Annotated in this window: 18 protein-coding genes; 4 read left to right on the top strand and 14 right to left on the bottom strand. The window is 68.1% G+C overall.

Annotated elements, in window-relative coordinates; genetic code table 11:
• Positions 1–35 precede the first annotated feature (35 nt).
• Both BJQ94_RS05670 and dapE read right to left on the bottom strand, forming a co-directional pair.
• Entirely contained in the window at positions 36–1,277 is a 1,242-nt protein-coding gene (locus BJQ94_RS05670; protein WP_265398386.1) for a hypothetical protein, read from the bottom strand.
• A gap of 3 nt (positions 1,278–1,280) precedes the next feature.
• Positions 1,281–2,384 (bottom strand): succinyl-diaminopimelate desuccinylase, encoded by a 1,104-nt coding sequence (dapE, locus tag BJQ94_RS05665; RefSeq protein ID WP_265398392.1) that lies wholly within the window; start codon positions 2,382–2,384, stop codon positions 1,281–1,283.
• 59 nt (positions 2,385–2,443) lie between these two features.
• On the opposite strand from dapE, the gene dapD reads away from it, so the two are divergent.
• Positions 2,444–3,439 (top strand): 2,3,4,5-tetrahydropyridine-2,6-dicarboxylate N-succinyltransferase, encoded by a 996-nt coding sequence (dapD, locus tag BJQ94_RS05660; protein WP_265398387.1) that lies wholly within the window; start codon positions 2,444–2,446, stop codon positions 3,437–3,439.
• Between the two features lie 79 nt (positions 3,440–3,518).
• Here dapD and BJQ94_RS05655 read toward each other — a convergent pair whose 3' ends face one another.
• The 5 genes from BJQ94_RS05655 to BJQ94_RS05635 form a co-directional block, all read right to left on the bottom strand.
• Positions 3,519–4,814 (bottom strand): citrate synthase, encoded by a 1,296-nt coding sequence (locus tag BJQ94_RS05655; protein ID WP_265398393.1) that lies wholly within the window; start codon positions 4,812–4,814, stop codon positions 3,519–3,521.
• Between the two features lie 445 nt (positions 4,815–5,259).
• Positions 5,260–5,631, bottom strand: a complete 372-nt coding sequence (locus BJQ94_RS05650) for a hypothetical protein (protein WP_265398388.1) — start codon at positions 5,629–5,631, stop codon at positions 5,260–5,262.
• A 115-nt stretch (positions 5,632–5,746) separates the two neighbouring features.
• On the bottom strand, positions 5,747–6,868 hold the full coding sequence (dapC, locus tag BJQ94_RS05645; RefSeq protein WP_275875565.1) for a succinyldiaminopimelate transaminase: 1,122 nt from the start codon (positions 6,866–6,868) through the stop codon (positions 5,747–5,749).
• Positions 6,869–6,870: 2 nt separating this feature from the next.
• Positions 6,871–7,194: a ferredoxin gene (gene fdxA, locus BJQ94_RS05640; protein ID WP_066594116.1), complete on the bottom strand. Its 324-nt coding sequence runs from the start codon at positions 7,192–7,194 to the stop codon at positions 6,871–6,873.
• 36 nt (positions 7,195–7,230) lie between these two features.
• Positions 7,231–8,196 carry a hypothetical protein gene (locus tag BJQ94_RS05635; RefSeq protein WP_265398389.1) on the bottom strand — a complete coding sequence of 322 codons (966 nt, stop codon included), beginning with the start codon at positions 8,194–8,196 and terminating at the stop codon, positions 7,231–7,233.
• Between the two features lie 186 nt (positions 8,197–8,382).
• Between BJQ94_RS05635 and efeU the strand changes: the two genes are divergently transcribed.
• Genes efeU through efeB form a run of 3 tightly spaced genes read left to right on the top strand, consistent with a single transcriptional unit; the run spans position 8,383 to position 11,834 of the window.
• Complete coding sequence (gene efeU / locus BJQ94_RS05630; protein WP_265398390.1) at positions 8,383–9,240, top strand: iron uptake transporter permease EfeU; 858 nt, start codon at positions 8,383–8,385, stop codon at positions 9,238–9,240.
• Positions 9,241–9,278: 38 nt separating this feature from the next.
• Positions 9,279–10,448, top strand: a complete 1,170-nt coding sequence (efeO, locus tag BJQ94_RS05625) for an iron uptake system protein EfeO (RefSeq protein ID WP_265398391.1) — start codon at positions 9,279–9,281, stop codon at positions 10,446–10,448.
• Positions 10,449–10,478: 30 nt separating this feature from the next.
• Positions 10,479–11,834: an iron uptake transporter deferrochelatase/peroxidase subunit gene (efeB, locus tag BJQ94_RS05620; RefSeq protein ID WP_275875564.1), complete on the top strand. Its 1,356-nt coding sequence runs from the start codon at positions 10,479–10,481 to the stop codon at positions 11,832–11,834.
• Positions 11,835–11,922: 88 nt separating this feature from the next.
• Here the strand turns inward: efeB and BJQ94_RS05615 are convergent, their stop codons facing one another.
• From BJQ94_RS05615 to BJQ94_RS05585, 7 genes are all read right to left on the bottom strand, one after another.
• Entirely contained in the window at positions 11,923–12,378 is a 456-nt protein-coding gene (locus tag BJQ94_RS05615) for a hypothetical protein (RefSeq protein ID WP_265398190.1), read from the bottom strand.
• Between the two features lie 95 nt (positions 12,379–12,473).
• Positions 12,474–14,384 (bottom strand): translational GTPase TypA, encoded by a 1,911-nt coding sequence (gene typA, locus BJQ94_RS05610; protein WP_265398191.1) that lies wholly within the window; start codon positions 14,382–14,384, stop codon positions 12,474–12,476.
• A gap of 833 nt (positions 14,385–15,217) precedes the next feature.
• On the bottom strand, positions 15,218–16,903 hold the full coding sequence (locus BJQ94_RS05605; protein ID WP_265398192.1) for an ABC transporter family substrate-binding protein: 1,686 nt from the start codon (positions 16,901–16,903) through the stop codon (positions 15,218–15,220).
• Between the two features lie 63 nt (positions 16,904–16,966).
• Positions 16,967–19,153, bottom strand: coding sequence for an ABC transporter ATP-binding protein (locus BJQ94_RS05600; RefSeq protein WP_265398193.1), 2,187 nt, complete (start codon positions 19,151–19,153; stop codon positions 16,967–16,969).
• On the bottom strand, positions 19,146–20,081 hold the full coding sequence (locus tag BJQ94_RS05595; protein ID WP_265398194.1) for an ABC transporter permease: 936 nt from the start codon (positions 20,079–20,081) through the stop codon (positions 19,146–19,148). Before BJQ94_RS05595 ends, BJQ94_RS05600 begins: the two co-directional genes overlap by 8 nt.
• Before the next feature lies 1 nt (position 20,082).
• A complete protein-coding gene (locus BJQ94_RS05590) occupies positions 20,083–21,066 on the bottom strand; it encodes an ABC transporter permease (RefSeq protein WP_265398195.1) in 984 nt (327 codons plus the stop codon).
• Positions 21,067–21,409: 343 nt separating this feature from the next.
• Positions 21,410–22,012 carry a PH domain-containing protein gene (locus BJQ94_RS05585; RefSeq protein WP_265398196.1) on the bottom strand — a complete coding sequence of 201 codons (603 nt, stop codon included), beginning with the start codon at positions 22,010–22,012 and terminating at the stop codon, positions 21,410–21,412.
• Positions 22,013–22,029 lie beyond the last annotated feature (17 nt).

The raw sequence follows: 22,029 nt of genomic DNA, 5'->3' as shown, positions 1-22,029 counted from the left end.
CTCCTATTATCGACCATTCGGCCGTCAGACAGTAATTAGGGCGGTGTCCAATCGGCTCCGTCCACGCCCCAACAGAGCAGAAGCCAGCCCCATTGGCCGCAGATGAGCAGCAGTGTGACCACAACGCGGTACACGATGCTGCGCGGCCTGGCGAGCGCGCCGAGCAGCGGGAACATCGGCATCAGCAATCGGAAAACACTCGACTGCGGAAAGAACACCGCGAACAGGTAGAGCGCGTACGACAGCACCCACAGGCGCAGGTCCACGCCGAGGCTCTTGACCCACGGCGTGAACATCGCCACGGTGAAGGCCAGGATCAGCGCCACCACCGCGACGATGCCCAGCGGCTGGCCGAGCCACCACACCCCGCTCTGGAACCAGGCCGTGAACGGCACCAGCTCCTGATAGCCGATGTAGGCCGACCGCCAGGCCAGCTCGGTGTCGGTGTACGCCGTGACCGACCCGGTCACTGCCCAGGCCAGCGCCGGCCAGGCCAGGCCCATCAGGCCGCTGAACACGGCCACGGCTGACGCCGTCACCGCCTCGCGCAGCGGGAACGGGTCGCGGGCGCGGCTGTACCAGCGGTAGCCCACGTGCAGGGCCAGGAACAGGGCGAAGGCGAGCCCGGTCGGCCGGGTCAGGCCCATCACCGCGATCACCGGCACGAGCAGCAGGTAGCGCCGCTCAAGCACGAGTAGCAGCGCCAGGGTGAGCAGCAGCAGTTGCATCGACTCCGCGTAGCCGAACTGCAGCAGCGGCGAGAGCGGGGCCGCGCAGAACAGCACCACGGCGAACAGCGCGGTGGACTGCGGCTGCACCCGCCGCATCAGCCTGTAGAACAGCAACGCCGTGCCGAGGCTGCAGGCCACAGACACGAAGACCGCCACGGATGCCCAGGGGGCGCCGGTGAGCAGCATCAGCAGGCGCACCACCACCGGGTAGCCCGGCATGAAGGCCCAGGCGTTCTCGCCGATGTGGCCCTCAGCGGTGACGGGCAGCACCGACGGGTAGCCGCCAACGGCGACGATGTTGTACCAGAGCGAGTCCCACATGGTGGCAAACGCCGTATAGCCGGGTTTGGCCGTCGTCCAGGGGTTCTGCCCCTGCACGCTCGCGAGCACCATGACCAGGGTGGTGGTGACCACCCGGGAGAGCAGCCAGATGGTGATGACTTTCGCCCACCAGGGCACCAGCCGGTATCGGGCCCGCCAGCGCGCGGGCACGGCCGCGGGCCGGCCGCGGCGCACCGGCGTCGCGGAGGTGCTGGTGGGCGTCACCGGTCAGCCGATCGGTGCGGTCAGCCAGGCGCGCAGGGAATCTTCGCAGTCGGTGATCTGCGTCAGCGCCACGCGCTCGTCGTCGGCGTGCGCCTTGAGCGGGTCGCCGGGGCCGTAGTTCACGGCGGGGATGCCCAGGGCCGAGAACCTGGCCACATCGGTCCAGCCGTACTTGGGTCGAGGTTCGGCGCCGACGGCCTCGAGGAACTTGAGCGCGAGCGGGGCGTCCAGGCCGGGGCGGGCGCCCTCGGCGAGGTCGACGACGGTGATGTCGAAGCCGGCGAAGAGCTCCTCCAGGTGGGCAACGGCCTCGGCGGCGGTGCGGCTGGGGGCGAACCTGTAGTTCACGTGCACCATGCACTCGTCGGGAATGACGTTGCCGGCGATACCGCCGCTGATGCCGACGGCGTTCAGTCCCTCCCGGTAGACCAGGCCCTCCACCTCCACCTCGCGGGGCTGGTAGGCGGCGAGGATGTCGAGGATCGGGGCGGCCTTGTGGATCGCGTTCTCGCCCACCCAGGCGCGGGCGGAGTGCGCCCGCTTGCCGAAGGTGCGGACCTCGATGCGCACGTTGCCGTTGCAGCCGCCCTCGACCTGGCTGTTGCTCGGTTCACCGAGGATGGCGAAGTCGCCCTGGAACAGGTCGGGGCGGTTGGTGGCGAGCCGGCCGAGGCCGTTGAGGGCGGCGTTGACCTCTTCGTGGTCGTACCACATCCAGGTCACGTCCACGCTGGGGTCGGCGAGCTCGGCGGCGAGCTTGAGCTGCACGGCCACGCCGGCCTTCATGTCCACGGTGCCGCGACCCCAGAGATAGTCCACGTCGTCGATGGTCTCGAAGCGGGTGGGCAGGTTGTCGTTCAGCGGGACGGTGTCGATGTGCCCGGCGATCACGACGCGTTGGGCACGGCCCAGGTTGGTGCGGGCCACGATGGTGTCGCCGTCGCGGATCACCTCGAGGTGGGTCAGCCCGACCAGCGCGGTCTCGATGGCGTCGGCCAGCGGGGTCTCGTTGCCGGAGACGGATTCGACGTCGCAGATGGCGCGGGTCAGCTCGATCGACGACAGGCCGAGGTCGAGGACCGGGGCGGCGTGGGGCGGCGTGGGCAGAGCGGAGCCTGCGAGGGGTTCTGCGGTGAGGTCTGAGGGCACTCTACTAATCTAGAGCCATGGTCACCGCGCTTCCCCCCGAACCCCTGTCAGACTCCGTCGCACCCGCGGCAACACACGCCTGGGGGTACGGACTCGCCACGATCGCCGGTGACGGCACCGTGCTCGACACCTGGTACCCGGCGCCCCAGCTGGGCGCACTGCCCAAGGACCGCGACCGCTGGATCGTGCCGACCGAGCTGGAAGAGGCCGCCGGACCGGACGCCAGGCGCAATGTGCGCCTCGAGGCCGTGACCGTGGAGATCGACCTGCACGCCGCGCCCGCCGGCACCTCGGATGCCTACCTGCGGCTGCACCTGCTCTCGCACCTGCTGGTCAAGCCCAACACCATCAACCTCGACGGCATCTTCGGCCACCTGCCCAATGTGGTCTGGACCAACGCCGGGCCGGTGCTGCCCGCCGATTTCGACCGCCTCCGGCCGTCGCTGCAGCGTCACGGCATCACCGCCTCTGGCCTGGACAAGTTCCCGCCACTGCTCAACTACGTGTCGCCGGAGCGGGTGCGCATCGCCGACGCCTCCAGGGTGCGCCTGGGCGCCTACCTCTCCCCCGGTACTACGGTCATGCACGAGGGCTTCGTCAACTTCAACGCCGGCACCCTGGGTGTCTCGATGGTCGAGGGCCGGGTGTCGCAGGGGGTTGTGGTCGGTGACGGGTCCGACATCGGCGGCGGCGCATCCATCATGGGCACGCTCTCCGGCGGCGGCACCCAGCGGGTCACGATCGGCGAGCGGGCGCTGCTCGGCGCCAACTCCGGCATCGGCATCTCGATCGGCGACGACTCCGTGGTGGAGGCCGGCCTGTACGTCACGGCCGGCACCAAGGTGGTGCTGCTGGATGGGACGCGCACTGCAGACGGCGCGCTGCGCACGGCCAAGGCGAAGGACCTCTCCGGGGTGCCGAACCTGCTCTTCCGCCGCAACTCGATCTCAGGCGCCGTCGAGGTGCTGCCCCGGGCAGCCGGCATCGTGCTGAATGCGGCCCTGCACGCCTGACCCCCTCGCCGAGGCGTGAGAAAAGCCCCTTCCCGGACTCCGGGAAGGGGCTTTTCTCACGGCTCGCGAGCCTGGACGGCTACGCCTGCGGGTAGTCGCGGGCCACAGAGCCCGTATAGAGCTGCTGCGGGCGGCCGATCTTGGCGGCGGGGTCGAGGTTCATCTCCCGCCAGTGCGCGATCCAGCCGGGCAGCCGGCCGATCGCGAACAGCACCGTGAACATCCGCGGCGGGAAGCCCATGGCCTTGTAGATCACGCCGGTGTAGAAGTCGACGTTGGGGTAGAGCTTGCGCTCCTTGAAGTAGTCGTCGTTGAGCGCGATGAACTCGAGCTCCTTGGCGATGTCGAGCAGGTCGTCCTTCACACCGAGCGCCTCGAGCACAGCGTCGGCGCTCTCCTTGACCAGCTTGGCGCGCGGGTCGTAGTTCTTGTAGACCCGGTGGCCGAAGCCCATCAGGCGCACGCCGGCTTCCTTGTTCTTCACCCGTTCGACGTACTTCTGCACGCCTTCGCCCGACGCCTTGATGTCGCTGAGCATGGTGAGCACGGCCTCGTTGGCGCCGCCGTGCAGGGGGCCGGAGAGGGCGTTGATGCCGCCGGAGACGGAGGCGAACAGGTTGGCCTCGGTGGAACCCACCAGGCGCACGGCCGAGGTGGACGCGTTCTGCTCGTGGTCCTCGTGCAGCATCAGCAGGCGTTCGAGCGCCTTACTCACGACGGGGTTCACCTGGTACGGCTCGGCGAGGGTGCCGAAGTTGAGCTTGATGAAGTTGTCCACGAAGCTCAGCGAGTTGTCCGGGTACAGGAACGCGTGCCCGATGCTCTTCTTGTGCGCGTACGCGGCCATCACGGGCAGCTTGGCGAGCAGGCGGATCATCGACAGCTCGACCTGCTCGGGGTCCTTGGGGTTCAAGGAGTCCTGGTAGTAGGTCGACAGGGCGGAGACCCCGGCCGAGAGCACCGACATCGGGTGCGCGTTGTGCGGCAGCGCGTCGAAGAAGCGGCGCAGGTCCTCGTGCAACAGCGTGTGCCGGCGGATGCGGGTGTCGAACGCGCTCAGTTCGCTGTCGCTGGGCAGCTCACCGTAGATGAGCAACCAGGCGGTCTCGAGGAAGCTCGAGTTCTGCGCGATCTGCTCGATCGGGTAGCCGCGGTAGCGCAGGATGCCGTGTTCACCGTCGATGTACGTGATGGCTGACTTCGTCGCCGCCGTGTTCACGAATCCAGAGTCGAACGTGGTGAAGCCGGTCTGCTTGGTCAACGTGCCGATGTCGATGCTGGACGGACCGTCTGTGCTGCCCAGGATGGGGAACTGCGCAGATCCCCCCGGGTAGGTCAGAGTGGCCGTCTGCGGGCCCGGTACGGGCCGGTCGATGAACTGCGGCTCATTGGATGGTGTTCGCTGCGCGACGTCGCTCACGGCGCCTCCCTGGATTTCAAAGCCTTTCGGCTGTTGGTCTGTGGCGGTCCGCCGCAGCACGCTCGTGGTGCTTGGCAACGATAACCCGCCTACAGCCTATTCCGCCGCGGGGCATACTGTTGCATCCGCCAACATCGCGCGGGGTCCGTTGGCAGTACGCCACAGCCCGTTCCGCGCTGTGGACGTCTTGGATTCCAGCGTACCGCCGCGCCGGACACCGCCAGGGCCATAGGGCCCGAATGAACCCTTCCACGCCTCTGTGGCGAGCACAACTCCTGCAGAATTCCGCCGCCGAAGCGCCTTCCCGCATGATTCCCACATCCGCTGCCCGTCACCCTGGCGAATTGCAGGGGTTGTGAACGCGGCACCGTCTGAAAGAACGAGAGTGACGAATTCGAGGTCAGGGCAGCGGGCGGGTCAGACCGAAGCGGTAGGCCTCGTCGAGTACCTCGCCCCAGGCTGCCACCCCGGCCTTGGCCGGCAGCCGCACCCACTCGCGCATCGTGCGACGGCCCATCACGACGGGCGCGCCCGTGTGCAAGGACACCAGCTCCAGCACCCGGGGCTCAGGCACCTTCGCGACGAGGTCGCCGTTACGGCCGATGAACGCGAAGATCTTCTCGCGCACCTTCACGCCGTCGCCGTTGAACATGCGGCCGAGCGTGACCGGCGGATGCGCGGGAAGTTCGGCCACCAGCGCCTGCAGGACGGCGACGCCGAGGGCATAGTCATCGACGGCAGCGTCGTCGACCGGATCCGTCCTGTCCGCCATGCCCCCAGCCTAAGCACGCCGGCGGTGAGCACAACTCCTGCTGAATCTCGCCGAGGCGGGCAGTTTCGGCGGGATTCCGGTATCCGGTGGCCGCCGGCCTCACGAATTGCAGGAGTTATGCGCCAGCGGTGGCGACCGAGGCGCGCAGGCGGGCCGCGGCGGCGGCGATGCGCTCGTCGGTGGCGGTGAGCGAGAACCGCACGTGCCGCGGGTAGAAGTCGCCGTAGAACGGTCCTGGACCGGCCAGGATGCCCAACTCGGCGAGCTGGCGGATGGAGTCCCAGGCGTCGACACCGGCTGTGGCCCAGAGGTAGAGGCCTGCCTCACTGTTGTCGATAGTGAATCCGGCGGCGATCAGGGCGGGCAGCAGCACCTGCCGGCGCGCCAGGTAGCGTTCCCGCTGTACGGCGACATGCTCGTCGTCGCCCAGAGCGGCCACCATGGCGGCCTGCAGGGGCGCGGGCAGCATCAGGCCGGCGTGCTTGCGCACGGTGAGCAGGCGGCCGAGCACGCTGTCGCAACCGGCGGCGAACGCGCCGCGGTAGCCGGCCATGTTGGACTGCTTGCTCAGCGAGTAGATCGCCACGATGTTGTGAGTGTCGCCGTCGGTGACCCGGGGGTCGAGGATGCTCGGGATCGGCTCGGCGTCCCACGGGGCGTCCCAGCCCAGCTCGGCGTAGCACTCGTCATTGACGATCACGGCGCCCAGTTCCCGGGCGCGGGCAACCGCGGCGCGGAGGTGTTCGACGTTCAGCACCCGGCCGTCGGGGTTGCCGGGGCTGTTCAGCCAGATCAGCTTGGTCGTCTCCGGCCACTGGGCCGGGTCGTCGGACGGGACCGCATCCGCACCGGCCATGGCCGCGCCGATGGCGTAGGTGGGGTACGCGGCCAGAGGGTGCACGATGGTGTCGCCCTCGCCCAGGCCGAGCATGAACGGCAGTAGCGCCACGAGCTCCTTCGAGCCGATGGTGGGCAGCACGTTCTTCTCCGTCAGCCCGGTGACACCGCGGCGGCGGGCGTACCAGGCGATGATGGCCTGCTGCAGCGCCGGGGTGCCGGTGGTCTGCGGGTAGGCGTGCGCATCCGTCGCGTGCGCCAGCGCGGCCTGCACCACGGGCGGGGTGGCATCCACCGGTGAGCCGATGGACAGGTCGACGATGCCGTCAGCGTGGGCCCTGGCCTGCTGCGCGAACGGCAGCATCTGGTCCCACGGGTAGTCGGGAAGCGGCTTCAGCACTGCTAGTGCTGAACCTGGGGAGGGAGCACCGAGATCACCGGGTGGTCCTTGGCGATCACGCCCACCTTCGCGGCTCCGCCGGGCGAGCCGATGTCGTCGAAGAACTCGACGTTGGCCTTGTAGTAGTCGGCCCATTGCTCGGGGAGGTCGTCTTCGTAGTAGATGGCCTCGACCGGGCAGACCGGTTCGCAGGCACCACAGTCGACGCACTCGTCGGGGTGGATGTAGAGGGAGCGTTCGCCCTCGTAAATGCAGTCGACGGGGCATTCGTCGACGCAGGCGCGATCTTTAACGTCCACGCAGGGTAAGGCGATCACATACGTCACAGTGGCGGAATTCCCTTCACGAACTAAGGTGCCAGTCTACGCCGTCGGCCGTCTGGCCGGTATTCGGGGCCAGGCGAGCACGAGGGCCGCCACCAGCGCCGGCACGGCCGTCCAGACCGTGCCGAGCACTCCGGCGGGCACCAGAACCGACCCGCCGGTGCTGCGCAGCGACAACAGGAACACCGTGGCGAGCAGCCCGATCGCGGCTGCGAGCACCACGAGGCGGTCACCGACCACCAACCGCAGGCCAACGAGCAGGGTGCCGCAGGCGACCAGCGAGAGCACCAGGCCGATGGGCAGACTCACCGGTCCGAGGTCCACGGTGGTCTGGTGGGCCACGGTACCCAGCACGCCGAACAGCACACCGGCGGCCAGCGCCACCAGGGTCGCGATCAGGCGGGTGGCGACGGTCGGGGCTTCGAGGGCGGCAACGGATGCCGGGGCGCCGGCGCGCACATACGTTTCGGTGCCGGTGACCAGGGCCTCTCCGCCGTCGACGAGGTGCACCACCCGGCCATCGACCTGCCAGCGGGCGTCGTAGGCGGCCAGGGCGTGCAGTTTGCGGTCGAGGTGGTCGCTCACATCGATCGCGGTGAGCCGCTGGCCGGGCGCGGCGGAGACCCGGCTGCTGAGGAACACCGGCACGCCGTGGTCGCCGGCAGCGTCTGTCGCCGCCTGGCGCAGCACCGGGTCGGCGGCGGCGGTCACGACGGCGGTCGCCTCGGTCTCGGCGAGGGCCTCGCCGAGCACGCTCCGGCGCGCGGCATCCTCCGGCGCGCCGGAGAGCACCCGCCACTGGGCCGGATCGCCCTCCCCCAACGCCGAGCGTGCCGCCGAGACGGCGGCCGCGGACGGGGCCGACGATCCCGACGAGCCGAAGAGCACCGTCACCTCTGCACCGTCGTCGAGAAGGCGGGCGATCGTTCCGCCGGTGAGGAGGGACTCGTCGCCGGGCGCATCGAGCACGAAGACCACGCGCTCACCGGTACCGGACATGACCATGGGTGACTCCTGAACGACGCGAACGAGCGGTGGCGGGTGGTGCTGGGCACGAGCGGCCCGGCTGCCGGCCGCTGACAAATCTTAGCTGGACACATCCGCGCAAGGTACGTAGAGTGGATGGGTAAGGTTAGCCTTACCATCTTTGGATAGATCTCCACACCCCACTCTCCACGACCGGGAAGCACTGTGCTCGCAAACTACCTGATCGGCCTGCGCGAAGGCCTTGAAGCCGCGTTGATCGTGACGATCCTGATCGCCTACGTCGTGAAAATCGGCCGCCGCGACGTTCTCGCCCGTCTCTGGACGGGCGTCGGGCTCGCCGTGCTGCTGGCCCTCGCCATCGGCGCGATCCTCACCTTCGGCACCTATGGGCTGAGCTTCGCCGCCCAGGAGACCATCGGCGGGCTGCTCTCCATCATCGCCACGGGCCTGGTGACCTGGATGGTGTTCTGGATGCTGCGCACAGCGCGTGACCTCAAGGGCCACCTGCACGGCAGCATCGACAAGCACCTCGTCGGCACCGGCATGGGCCTCGTGCTCGTCGCGTTCCTCGCGGTGGGCCGCGAGGGCATCGAGACCGCCCTGTTCATCTGGGCCGCCGTGCAAGCCACGGGCGCGACCACCATGCCGCTGGTCGGGGCGAGCCTGGGCATCCTTACCGCCGTGGGCCTGGGCTGGCTGATCTACGCCGGCATGCTCAAGATCAACCTGAGCCGGTTCTTCACCTGGACAGGCGCCATCCTCATCGTCGTGGCCGCCGGCGTGCTCTCCTACGGTGTGCACGACCTGCAGGAGGCCGGCATCCTGCCCGGGCTCAACGCTCTCGCGTTCAACGTCTCCGCCGTGATCCCACCGGACAGCTGGTACGGCACGCTGCTGAAAGGCACGCTCAACTTCTCCCCGGCCACCACCTGGTTCGAGCTGGGGGTCTGGCTCGCCTACCTGGTGCCCACGCTCACCCTCTTCATCCTGAAGAGCCGCACCCCGTCGCCGGCCTCGGCCTCCGCACCGCGCCAGACCGCATCCGCGGTCGCCGCCCACTGACCCCACAACCTCGCACCGCCTCCCTCCTAAGGACACCCATGCGCGCCCGCCTCCTCCCCCTCGTTGCCGCCTCACTCGGCGGCCTGCTGGTCCTCACCGGCTGTGTCGCCAACGCCGACACCACCGCAAGCTCCGACCAGGCCCTCACCGTCGACAGCAGCGCGGATGCCTGCGCCGTGTCGGCCGCGGAGGCCCCTGCCGGCAACGTCAGCTTCAGGGTGACGAACTCCGGCGACCAGGTCACCGAGTTCTACCTGCTCGCCGAGGACGGCCTGCGCATCGTGGGTGAAGCCGAGAACATCGGCCCCGGCCTCAGCCGCGACCTCGTCGTGCAGCTGGCCGAGGGCAGCTACATCACCAGTTGCAAGCCGGGCATGACCGGCGACGGCATCGACAAGAACGCTTTCACCGTCACCGCCTCCGGCGACGACGTTGTCGTGGACGCCGACCTGGACGCCCAGGTCGAGGTGGCCAACACCAACTACGCCGCGTATGTGCGGGACCAGGTGGCGCAGCTCGTCACCGGCACGCAGTCCTTCGCTGACGCCTACCTGGCCGGCGACGACGACACCGCCCGCGCCCTCTACGCATCCACCCGCGCGCACTGGGAGCGGGTGGAGACCGTCGCCGAGTCGTTCGGCGACCTCGACCCGCAGCTCGACCTGCGCGAGGCCGACCTCGAGGAGGGCCAGGACTGGACCGGCTGGCACGCGATCGAGAAGGACCTCTGGCCGGCCGAGGCCGAAGCCGGCTTCACGGCGTACACGCCGGAGCAGCGCCAGAACCTCGCCGACCTTCTGGTGGAGGACACCACCACCCTGAACGAAAAGGTCCAGGACCTCAGCTTCACCCTGTCGCAGCAGACCAACGGCGCGATCGGCCTCCTCGACGAGGTCGCCACCGGCAAGGTCACCGGCGAGGAAGAATTCTGGTCGCACACTGACCTGTGGGACTTCCAGGCCAACATCGACGGCGCCAAGGTGCTCTACGACGGCGTGCGCGACATCCTGCTCGAAGAGGACGCCGACCTGGCAGCCGACCTCGACAGTGAGTTCGCCGCCCTGCAGGCCCTGCTCGACGCCCAGCGCGTCGGCGACGGCTTCACCCTGTACACCGACCTCACCCCCGCCGAGATCAAGGCATTCGCCGACCAGGTGAACGCCCTCGGTGAGCCGCTCAACCAGCTCACCGCTACGCTCGTCCTCTAAGACCGCGTCGACGAAAGACCGCCCCGCACCATGACCGACTCCCCCACCCCCGACTCCCCCGCCTCCGATCCGACGAGCGCCCCCGCGCGCACGCCGGAGACCGCGGCGGCGCCCCAGGACGAACGCCGCGGCCTGTCCAGACGCGGTCTGCTCGGGCTGGCGGGGGCGGGAGTGGCCGGTCTCGGACTGGGCATCGCCGGCGACAGGGTCGCGATGGCCGTCTCGGCGCCGTCCGCCCAGACGGATGCCGGCGCGGTCTACCAGTTCTATCAGAAGCACCAGGCCGGCATTGTCACGCCGGCCCAGGACCGGCTGCACTTCGCGGCCTTCGACGTGACCGACGGCACCAGTCGGGCGGACCTCATCGAGCTGCTGCAGGACTGGACTGTCGCCGCCGCCGCCATGACCGCCGGCCAGGACATCGGCGAATACGGGGCGGTCAGCGGACCGTACGACGCCCCGCCGCAGGACACCGGCGAGGCGGTCGGCCTGCCGCCGGCCGGCCTGACGATCACGTTCGGCTTCGGTCCCAGCCTGTTCCAGACCGCGGCGGGAGTCGACCGGTTCGGCCTGGCCGCCCGACGACCGGCGGACCTTGTCGACCTGCCGCATTTCCCCGGCGACATGCTCGACGACGCCACCAGCGGCGGCGACCTCTGCATCCAGGCCTGCGCCAACGACCCCCAGGTCGCCGTGCACGCCATCCGCAACCTGTCCCGCATCGCCTTCGGACGGGCCGCCATCCGCTGGTCGCAGCTCGGCTTCGGCCGCACCTCGTCGACGAGCACCAGTCAGGCCACCCCGCGCAACCTTTTCGGCTTCAAGGACGGCACGGCCAACATCAAGGCCGAGGAGCCTGCAGCCGCTACCGAACACCTCTGGGTGGGGTCTGACGACGGCCCGGCCTGGCTCGCGGGCGGGTCGTATCTCGTGGCCCGGCGCATCCGGATGACCATCGAAACGTGGGACCGCACCAGCCTGCGTGAGCAGGAGACCGTGATCGGCCGCAACAAGGGTGAGGGCGCTCCGTTGTCGGGGGGAACCGAGTTCACCGAACCGGATTTCGAGCTCGCCGGTCGCGCGGACCAGCCGCTGATCGACACCGCCGCGCACGTGCGTCTGGCGCATCCGACCCAGAACGACGGGATCCGCATCCTGCGCCGCGGGTACAACTTCGTCGACGGCAACGACTCACTCGGCCGCCTCGACGCCGGCCTGTTCTTCATCAGTTTCCAGCGCACACCGCAGAGCTTCACCACAGTGCAGCTGAATCTGGCCCGCCACGACGCCCTGAACGAATACATCCGTCACGTGGGCTCGGCCCTCTTCGCGGTCCCCCCAGGAGCCCGCCAGGGCTCCTACGTAGGCGCGGGTCTCTTCACCTAACCCCCACAGCCCGCGAGCCGTGAGTTGAGCCCCGAAAAACTCGAGTTTTCGGGGCTCAACTCACGGCTCGCGTAAGGGGGACGAGGGGTTACGCGGGAGCGACCGTGTAGAGCACGCCGTCGGGGGTGCCGGCGATCGTGACGATGTAGGCGGCGTTCTTCAGGGCCACCACTCCCACGTCGCCCACGTTGGCCGAGTTGCCGGTGTCAGGCTCGAAGCCGGCATCGACGAGCTTCTGCTCGGCGTCGGCCAGCGGGTCAGCGGCGCTGGACGCCACGGTGACCACCCAGCCCTGATCGCCGTTGGTGGTGTTGCCGGCGCCGAACTTGATCTCGCCGTCGATCACCGGGATGTCCGTGGGCCAACCGTCCGGCAGCGCTCCGCCCAGGCTCACGTCTCCGTCGGTGGCGCCCTGCACGGCCCCGTTCACGGCATCCTGCACCTGCCCGTCGGAGCAGCCCGCCAGCGCGGGCGCGATAGCCAGCAGCGCCACGAGGGCCAGTCCCATCCGCAGCGGTGACGCGGTCGTTGTGAATGTGGTCATGGTTTCCTCACACGTGTTCGGCTGACAAAAAACCGCAGGCATCCCGGCCCGAACGAATCGGAACGAGATGCCTGCGGTCAGAGACTACTTTCGGACTAGTTCGCGTCCTGCTTCTTCAGGCGCGAGACGTTGCGCTGACGAGCGGATGCGGCGAGCTCGACCTTGCGGATACGAACGACGGCGGGGGTGACCTCGACGCACTCGTCTTCGCGGGCGAATTCCAGGCACTGCTCAAGCGTGAGCTGCTTGGACGGCGTCATCGACTCGAACGTGTCGGAGGTGGACTGACGCATGTTGGTCAGCTTCTTCTCCTTGGTGATGTTCACGTCCATGTCGTCACCGCGCGAGTTCTCGCCGATGACCATGCCCTCGTAGACCTCTTCGGTCGGGTTCACGAAGAACTGCATGCGCTCCTGCAGGGCGATGATCGCGAACGGCGTTACGACACCGGCGCGGTCGGCCACGATCGAGCCGTTGGTGCGGGTGTTGATGGTGCCAGCCCAGGCCTCGTAGCCGTGGAAGATCGCGTTGGCGATACCGGTACCGCGGGTGTCCGTGAGGAACTCGGTGCGGAAGCCGATCAGGCCGCGCGACGGAACGATGAATTCCATGCGGACCCAGCCGGTGCCGTGGTTCGCCATGTTCTCCATGCGACCCTTGCGGGCGGCGAGGAGCTGCGTGATCGCGCCGAGGTACTCTTCGGGCGAGTCGATGGTGAGGTGCTCGTACGGCTCGTGGATCTTGCCGTCGACGCGCTTGACAACTACCTGCGGCTTGCCGACGGTGAGTTCGAAGCCCTCGCGGCGCATCTGCTCGACCAGGATGGCGAGAGCGAGCTCGCCACGACCCTGGACTTCCCAGGCGTCCGGACGACCGATGTCCAGAACACGGAGCGAGACGTTACCGACGAGCTCCTTGTCGAGACGGTCCTTGACCATGCGGGCGGTGAGCTTGTGGCCCTTGACCTTGCCGATGAGCGGCGACGTGTTGGTGCCGATGGTCATCGAGATGGCGGGGTCGTCGACCGTGATGGTCGGCAGCGGGCGCGGGTCCTCGGGGTCGGCGAGGGTCTCACCGATGGTGATGTCGGGGAAACCGGCGACGGCGACGATGTCACCGGGGCCGGCGCTCTCGGCCGGGTACCGGTCGAGCGCCTTGGTGATCATGAGCTCGGTCACGCGCACGTTGGCGATGCTGCCGTCGTGCTTGATCCAAGCGACCGTCTGGCCCTTCTTGATCGTGCCCTGGAAGATGCGCAGCAGCGCGAGGCGACCGAGGAACGGCGAGGAGTCGAGGTTGGTGACCCAGGCCTGCAGCGGGTGCTCGTCGTCGTAGACCGGCGCCGGGATGTGCTCGAGGATCGCACCGAAGAGCGGCTCGAGGTCGTCGTTGTCGGGCAGCGCGCCGTTGGCCGGCTTGTTCAGGCTGGCAGCACCGCTGCGGCCCGAGGCGTAGACGACGGGAACGTTCAGGACCAGGTCGAGGTCGAGGTCGGGCACATCGTCGGCCATGTCGGAGGCGAGACCGAGGAGCAGGTCCTGGCTCTCTTCGACGACCTCATCGATACGCGCGTCGGGACGGTCGGTCTTGTTGACCAGGAGGATCACGGGCAGGTGCGCCTCGAGTGCCTTGCGCAGCACGAAGCGGGTCTGCGGCAGCGGGCCCTCAGACGCGTCGACGAGGAGCACGACACCGTCGACCATGGACAAGCCGCGCTCGACCTCTCCACCGAAGTCGGCGTGGCCGGGGGTGTCGATGACGTTGATGGTGATGGGGCCGTCGGTGGCGTGAACGCCCTTGTACGAGATCGCCGTGTTCTTGGCGAGGATCGTGATGCCCTTTTCGCGCTCGAGCTCGTTGGAGTCCATCGCGCGCTCTTCGGTGTGCGAGTGCTCGGCGAACGAGTTCGTCTGCTGGAGCATCGCGTCGACCAGCGTCGTCTTGCCGTGGTCAACGTGGGCAACGATTGCAACATTCCGGAGGTTATTGCGGGTAGCAATCGCCATAAAAATAGATCCTTACGAAGAATGGATGCCGCGAAAAATCACATGCGGCGCAGAGTGGATGAGTGGGGTCACTACGGACCCAAGGGTCTATGCTACCGTACTCGGCCCACTTCGCGTCGGGCCGAATCCGATCACTCCTATATACAGTGCGATATGCGGTGTCTTTCCGGCCGCCGAACCCCGCCGCCAGGTCTCGGCGAGCTCGACCAACGAGGTGGGTTTGGCCCAAGGACATCCGGCGACCAATCTTCCTCCGCTGGTCGAGCTTGCCGAGACCCCGCGAGCGAGTCCAGAGACTGCGGGAGCGACACGCAAGCCAGGTCACCAGGTCTCGACAAGCTCGACCGACGAGGTGGGAGCGACACGCAGACCGGGTCAAGAGGTCTCGGCGAGCTCGACCGACGAGGTGGGTTTGGCCCGAAGACATCCGGCGGCCAATCTCCCTCCGCTGGTCGAGCTTGTCGAGACCCCGCGAGCGAGTCCAGAGACTGCGGGAGCGACACGCAAGCCAGGTCACCAGGTCTCGACAAGCTCGACCAACGAGGCGGGAGCGACACGCAAGCCAGGTCACCAGGTCTCGACAAGCTCGACCGACGAGGCAATTCGATCCCGAGACACCCGACGGCCGATCCCGAGGACGCTCCCCCGCCGCTGGTCGAGCTTATCGAGACCCCGCGAGCGAGTCCCGAGACTGCGGCAGCACCCACGGACTGGTCACGAGTGCTCGGCGATTTCGAGCGATGGCGCGGGTAGACGCACGGATGGGGCGCGGCCTCGGCCACGCCCCATCCTCAGGTCACAGGCCGGCTAACGCCGGCTACAGCTCCTGTTCCTTACTTGGCCCAGCCCACCACTGTCCAGTCGACCGACTGGAACTGCTTGGCGCCGTAGTTGACCAGTCCGTCTTTCACCGCGTACACGTTCGGCAGCGGGGCCAGCGGAATGATCGGCACGTAGTCGGCGAGGACCTTGTCGATCTTGTCGGCGATCTTCAGGCGGGCGTCGGGGTCGAGCTCCGCATTCACCTCGTCGTACAGGCCGGCGAGCGAGTCGTCGGTAATGCCGGTGAAGTTCGACTCGGAGTCGACCGGGGAGAACAGCGCCTCGCTCGACGAGATCGGGAATGCCGTGCCCTGCCAGGAGAAGCTGGTCATCTCGTAGTCGCCGGGGATGATGTAGTCCGAGAAGTACTTGGCGGCGGGAACCTCGTCGAGCTTGACGGTGACACCCACATCCTTGAGGTCGGCCTGCACCTGAACGGCGCGCTGCTTGTTCGTCGGCGTCTCGGCGGGAACCGTGATCGAGAGGGTCAGCACGTCGCCGTCCTTCTCGCGCAGTCCGTCGTCGTTCAGCGTGTAGCCGGCCTTGTCGAACAGGTCGGCGGCGGCGTCGACGTCGAAACCGATGGCGGCTCCCACGTTGTCTTCGTAGCCCTTCTGACCGGGCATGAAGATGTAGCTGCCCTGCGTGGTCGCGTCGACACCCACCGGGGTGTTGGCGGATTCGGAGATCAGCTCACGGTTGATCGAGTGGCCGATGGCCTGGCGCAAGGTGACGTCGGCGAGCGGCCCCTTCGCGCTGTTCATGGTGACGTGGGTCCAGGTGAGACCGCCGGATGCCTGGATCTCGGCATCCGTGCGCTTCTTCGCCGTCTGGTACGCGTCGGCGTTCGACGAGATGTACAGCACGTCGGTCTCGGAGTTGCCGAAGGCAGTGGCCTGCGTGGCGCCGTCGACGACCTTGACGATGATGGTGTCGAGCTTGGGGGTTTCACCCCACCAGGCGGGGTTGCGCACCATGGTGACCACCTGGCCGGAGGCATCGATGTCGGAGATCATGAACGGACCGGAGGACGGCACCGGGGTGGTGGTGTAGGCCTCGTTGAAGGTCGCGGGGGTCGACGCGACCGACGCGGGCAGCACGCCCGTGAAGATCGACTGCCAGTCCGCCGTGATCTGGGAGAACGTGACGGTGAAGTCGAAGTCGTCGTCCTTCGGCTCGATGGCCGTGATGTCCTCGAAGACCGCGGTGGAGGCGGAGAGGTATTCCTCGTTACTTCCGTTCATGGCCTGCCAGGTGGCGACGTAGTCCTTGTAGGTGATGGGTGTGCCGTCTTCCCAGACCGCATCCGGGTTCAGCTTGATCTCCACGACCTGCGGGTCGTCGGCGATGACCTCGGCGGAAACCGCATAGTCGGGGTTGACCACGGCCGTGCCGTCCTCGGCGATCTCGATCGGACCGCCCCAGGTGGGCTCAACGGTATTCACAGTGTCGACCTCGTTGCCGTCGACTTCGAAAGTGTTCCAGTTCACCGGCATGGCGTTGATGGCCAGGTTCAGGGTGCCGCCGTCTTCCACGTCGGCCGCGTCCGCGACCGTCCACGCGGTGCTGGGCAGTTCCTCAGTGGCGCCGTCGCTCGGCGAATCGGTGGCGGTGTTGCCTGGCGCGCAGGCTGTGAGCAGTAGGGCAGACGCACTCAGAACGGCGACTGCCGCGAATGCGGTGTTTCTACGACGCATAGGGTTTCCTTCTCTTCTTGGTGAGGGCCGTGCTTGCTGTGCCGGGTTGGTGGGGCGGAATGGTCAGGGGGTGAGCGCGAGTGCCGAGTCGACGATCTGGTTGCGGTCCACGTGGTGGCAGGCGGCGTCGACGCCGTCGTGGGTGACCAGCGGCGGGTCGTCGGTGGCGCATAGGGATTGCGCGGCCGGGTCGAGCAGCCGGTACAGCGGGCACCGGGTGCGGAAGTTGCAGCCGGTGATCTCCTCGGTGGGGCTGGGCAGGTCGCCCTCGAGCAGCACCCGGGTGCGGCTGCGCTCGATCTCGGGGTCGGGGATCGGCGCCGCCGAGATGAGCGCCTGCGTGTACGGATGCCGCGGGTGCGAGAACACCTCGGCCACCGGCCCGTACTCCACGATGCGGCCCAGGTACATGACGGCAACGGTGTCGGCGATCTGCCGCACGATGGCGAGGTCATGGGCCACGAAGAGGTAGGACAGCCCCAGTTGCTCCTTGAGGTCTTCGAGCAGGTTGATCACGCCGGCCTGGATCGACACGTCGAGGGCGGAGACCGGCTCGTCGAGCACAACCAGGCGCGGGTTCGTGGCCAGGGCCCTGGCGATGCCGATGCGTTGGCGCTGACCACCGGAGAATTCGTGCGGATAGCGGTCGGCCATCTGCGGGTCGAGCCCGACCAGATCGAGCAGCTCCTGCACCCGGGCCCGTCGCTCGGCGCGGCCGACTCCGTGCACAGTGAGGGGTTCGCCGATCACCTCGCCGATCGGCAGACGCGGGTCGATGGCGGCCATCGGGTCCTGGAAGACGATCTGAACGTCTTTACGCAACTTCAGGCGCTCGGCCCGGCTGGCCGTGCCGATGTCGGTGCCGTCGATGAGGATCTGCCCGGCCTGCGGCGTGGTCATCTCGAGGATCTCGAGGATGGTGGTCGACTTGCCGCAGCCGGACTCGCCGACCAGGCCCAGGGTCTGGCCGGGCTGGATCGAGAACGAGACGCCATCGACGGCCCGCACCGTGCCGATCCGCCGGGAGAAGAGTCCCCCGTTGGTGAGCGGGAAGTGCCGTTTGAGGCCCGTGACGGTGAGCACCGGTACCTGGGTCTCTCGCGTCGCGGCGTGCTGCATCTCCAGCGGCGCCGGGCGCGGGAAGACGTCGGCCCGGGTGAGACGGCCCGACGCGATCTCGCCGGCCCGGTGGCAGGCGGCCACATGGCCGTCCAGGGTCGGATCGGGCGCGAGCTCGAGGCCGGGCACGGCCACGTCGGCGGCGGACTCGCCGTGCACGGCGAGGAGCGGTTCCACCTCACTGCACACGTCGAGTGCGATCGGGCACCTGGCCGCGAACGGGCATCCGGGCGGCAGGGCGGTGAGCGACGGTGGCCGGCCCTCGAGCGGAACCAGCCGTTGAGTGCCGGCCGTCTGCATATTGGGCACGGAGCGCAGCAGCCCGATCGAGTACGGCATGTGCGGCTCGCTGAAGACATCGGCCGTGCTGCCGTTCTCCACGAGGTTGCCCGCGTACATCACGGCGATGCGGTCGGCGTGACCGGCGACGACCCCGAGGTCGTGAGTGATCAGCACCACGGCGGCGCCGGTGAGCTCCTTGGCCTTCTCGAGCACTTCGAGGATCTGGGCCTGGATCGTGACGTCAAGGGCCGTGGTCGGCTCGTCGGCGACGATGAGCTTGGGGTCGTTGGCGATCGACATGGCGATCATCGCGCGCTGGCGCATGCCGCCGGAGAACTCGTGCGGGAACGCCTTGGCGCGGCGTTCGGGGGCGGGGATGCCCACCACCTTGAGCAGTTCAACGGCTCGGGCACGTGCCGCCTGCTTGCTCAGTGCCGCGTCGTGCAGCAGCAGGGCTTCGGCGATCTGGTCGCCGACCGTGTACACGGGGGTGAGCGCGGAGAGCGGGTCCTGGAAGATCATCGAGAGATCGCGGCCGCGCAGGCCGGAGAGCTGGCGGTCGTTCATCTCCAGCAGCTTGTGGCCGTCGAAGTCGATGCTGCCGGACACCTGCGCCGAGCTCGGCAGCAGCCCCATCAGTGCCAGCGACGACACCGATTTACCCGAGCCGGATTCGCCGACGATGCCGAGGAACTCGCCCTCGTGCACGTCGTAGCTGATGCCGCGCACGGCGTTGACGGCCGGGCCGCTGCGCTGCGGGAAGGTCACGGAGAGGTTCCGCACCCGCAGCAACGGGGTGCGGCCGCTCACACGGCCGGCATCGGCGGCCGCGGTCAGGAAATCAGTCACGGTTCACTCCCGAGGTGGGGTCGACGGCGTCGCGCAAGGCGTCCCCGATCAGGCTGACGGCGAAGAGAGTGGCGATGAGCACGCCCGCCGGGAAGACGAAGAGCCAGGGTCGGGTCACCGCGGCGGCGGTGCCCTCCGAGAGCAGGGTGCCCAGCGACACGTCGGGGGCGCGGATGCCGAAACCGAAGTAGCTCAGGCTGGTCTCGGCCATGATCATGGCCACCACGCCGAGGGTCGCGTCGATGATCAGCAGCGAAGCCACATTGGGGATGATGTGCCTGGCCAGGATGGTGGGCATCGGCACGCCCATGTACCTGGCCGCCTTGACGAAGTCGCGGCCGCGCAGCGACCGGGTCTGCGACCGGATCACCTGGGCCATGATCATCCAGCTGAATCCGGCCAGGAAGACCGTGAGGAACACCCAGGAGAGGTCTTCGAACAGCGGACTGAGGATGACGAGCAGGATGAACGACGGCAGCACGAGCAGCAGGTTGATCAGCCAGACCAGCACGCCGTCGACCAGACCGCCGACATAGCCGGCCACCGAGCCGACCACGGCCGCGATGAGAGTGCCGAGCGGCCCGGCGATCAGGCCGATCACCAGCGATTTCTGCAGGCCGATAAGCGTCTGCGCGTAGATGTCCTGGCCGATGTTGTTGGTGCCGAACCAGTGCAGCTGGGTGGGGCCCATGCCCATGTTGAGCGGGTCGCGACTGAAGGCGTCCACCGGGTAGAGCATGGGGCCGAACACGGCCCAGAGAACGATGAACGCCATCGCGACGGCACCGATCCAGAATCGCGGGGTGTGCACGAGGCGGTTCCAGATCAGGCGGCCCCTGGAGAGCGGTTTGCGGGCGAGCGCAACCGGGGTGGCCTCGGGCTCCGGCCCGGTCACGAGGGTGGCGCTGGCGCCTTCGACGATCGACATGTCAGTTCCTCACCCGGGGGTCGAGTGCTGCGTAGAGAATTTCGGACAGGGTGGAGGAGAACAGCACGAGCACGGCCAGGAACAGCGTGGAGCCGGCAACGGCGTTGATGTCGCTCTGGGTGATGGCCTGCAGGGTGAACTCGCCCATGCCGTGGAAGGAGAACACGATCTCGAGCATGATCGACCCGGAGACGAGGGTGCCGAAGCTGTAGGCGAAGAATGTGGACATCGGGATGAGCGCCACCCGCACCCCGTGGCGCACCAGCGCCGAGTTGCGCGAGCGGCCCTTGGAACGGGCGGTGCGGATGTAGTCGGAGGCGAGCACATCGAGCATCACACTGCGCTGGTAGCGGGAGTAGCTGGCCGCGCCCGTGAGTACCAGGGCGATGGTCGGCAGCAACAGGTGCACGCCCCTGTCCACCAGCAGGTCCCACCAGGAGCCGGTGAGGCCGGCCGAGTACGACCCGGTGAAGGTGATCAGTTGCTGGCCGACCACTCCATTGAGCACGGTCGCGCCGATCATGAGGAGCACGCCGATCACGAACGTGGGGGTGGCGAAGACCAGGTACGAGCCGTAGGTGACGGTCTGGTCGCTGAGCGAGTACTGCTTCACGGCCCCCCAGACGCCGAGGACGACGCCGAGGATAGCTCCGATGATGGAGCCGAGCAGGAGCAGCTGCAGGCTGACGCCGGATCGGGTGACGATCTCGGCGACGACGGACTTGCCGCCAACGGTCTCGCCGAGCGAGCCCTGGGTGACCAGGTTGACGATCCAGTTCCACAGCCGAACGAGCACGGGCACGTCGGGGTTCACACCGAGGCCGTTCAGGATGCTCTCGATCACGTGGGCGCTGGGCTGCGGGTTGCGTCCGTAGTACTTGGCGGCGGGGTCCAGCGCGAGGCTGGCGACGACGTAGGCCAGGCAGGTGGCGATAGCCGAGAGGATGAAGTAGTTGACGAATCGCCGCAGGGTGTAGAAGACCATGTCGGTGCTCGAACGGCTTCTAGAGTCCGGCCACCCGTCGCTGGCCGGGTAGCGAACCCTTACTCGGAGCGCTCCCAGCAGTGCCGACAGGCTCGGTGGCAGTCAACTCGAAAAACAGGGTGGTGCGCTTCACGATGTTCCCCCTCAGCTCCCCCAGGAGAAGCACTTAGCGATCAGAGCTCCGGTGCTCAGCAGGTGTTGGAGAGAGCCTAGGCGAGCGTTGACGGCACTTTCGCAGGAAACTCGTAATTCGCGTGAATCAGCCGGAATTTCTAGGATTTAGCACGAAATCCTTATGAATATGGGCCGAGACCACCGAAACGTGCGCTCATCTGAGCAGTGGTCAGCCGCCGATGAGGAGCTGGAACACGGCGACGAGCACGAGCGCGCCGGCCACGCCGGCCGTCGTCGTGTGCCAGCGGCGGCGCGGCGCGGCGCCAGGGGCGCCGACGACCGCCGGCAGTGCAGACGACCCGAATTGAGCGACATACGACTCAATCACCCGGTGCGGCGACGAGGGGCGCAGCCAGCCGCCGGCATCCGCGTCGGTCGAGTCGACCGAGCGTGCCCGCGTCGGTCGGCTGCGGGCGGCAGACGGCGCGCCCCAACTGCGGATGCGCCCGCCACCCACGGTCTCGATGGACACCAGGAACCGGGTGGTCACCCCGGCCACCTGCGACCAGGGAACCTCGACGGTGTGCAGCGGGTTGATCACGGTGATACCGCCGTGGTGCACGCGGATGCCCGGGCGCAGGAACACCTCGACGGCCAGGCAAGCCACCAGGCCCAGGGCGGGCAGGGAGAGCACGGCCACGTCCCAGCGGCCGCGGAGGAGCGCGTCAGCGAGCAGCAGAGCCGCCAGGGCGAGCAGGGCGATACCGACGAGCACCGAGGCGCGGGCACGCAGGGTGACGCCGGCCGGCCGGCCCCGTGCCGCCTTCTGCATCGTCGGTTCCCTCCCTG

This window comes from Cryobacterium sp. SO2 (genome assembly GCF_026151165.2).
In the GTDB taxonomy this organism is placed as follows: Bacteria; Actinomycetota; Actinomycetes; order Actinomycetales; family Microbacteriaceae; genus Cryobacterium.
The sequence above is the reverse complement of the archived record's forward strand: the minus strand, read 5'-3'. Positions and strand labels throughout refer to the sequence as shown.

What these genes read in the sequence shown, in the direction of transcription:
- dapD (WP_265398387.1), top strand. Translation starts at nt 2,444, where the DNA reads ATGGTCACCGCGCTTCCCCCCGAACCCCTGTCAGACTCCGTCGCACCC.
- BJQ94_RS05650 (WP_265398388.1), bottom strand. Translation starts at nt 5,631, where the DNA reads ATGGCGGACAGGACGGATCCGGTCGACGACGCTGCCGTCGATGACTAT.
- BJQ94_RS05635 (WP_265398389.1), bottom strand. Translation starts at nt 8,196, where the DNA reads ATGGTCATGTCCGGTACCGGTGAGCGCGTGGTCTTCGTGCTCGATGCG.
- efeO (WP_265398391.1), top strand. Translation starts at nt 9,279, where the DNA reads ATGCGCGCCCGCCTCCTCCCCCTCGTTGCCGCCTCACTCGGCGGCCTG.
- efeB (WP_275875564.1), top strand. Translation starts at nt 10,479, where the DNA reads ATGACCGACTCCCCCACCCCCGACTCCCCCGCCTCCGATCCGACGAGC.
- BJQ94_RS05615 (WP_265398190.1), bottom strand. Translation starts at nt 12,378, where the DNA reads ATGACCACATTCACAACGACCGCGTCACCGCTGCGGATGGGACTGGCC.
- typA (WP_265398191.1), bottom strand. Translation starts at nt 14,384, where the DNA reads ATGGCGATTGCTACCCGCAATAACCTCCGGAATGTTGCAATCGTTGCC.
- BJQ94_RS05605 (WP_265398192.1), bottom strand. Translation starts at nt 16,903, where the DNA reads ATGCGTCGTAGAAACACCGCATTCGCGGCAGTCGCCGTTCTGAGTGCG.
- BJQ94_RS05595 (WP_265398194.1), bottom strand. Translation starts at nt 20,081, where the DNA reads ATGTCGATCGTCGAAGGCGCCAGCGCCACCCTCGTGACCGGGCCGGAG.
- BJQ94_RS05590 (WP_265398195.1), bottom strand. Translation starts at nt 21,066, where the DNA reads ATGGTCTTCTACACCCTGCGGCGATTCGTCAACTACTTCATCCTCTCG.
- BJQ94_RS05585 (WP_265398196.1), bottom strand. Translation starts at nt 22,012, where the DNA reads ATGCAGAAGGCGGCACGGGGCCGGCCGGCCGGCGTCACCCTGCGTGCC.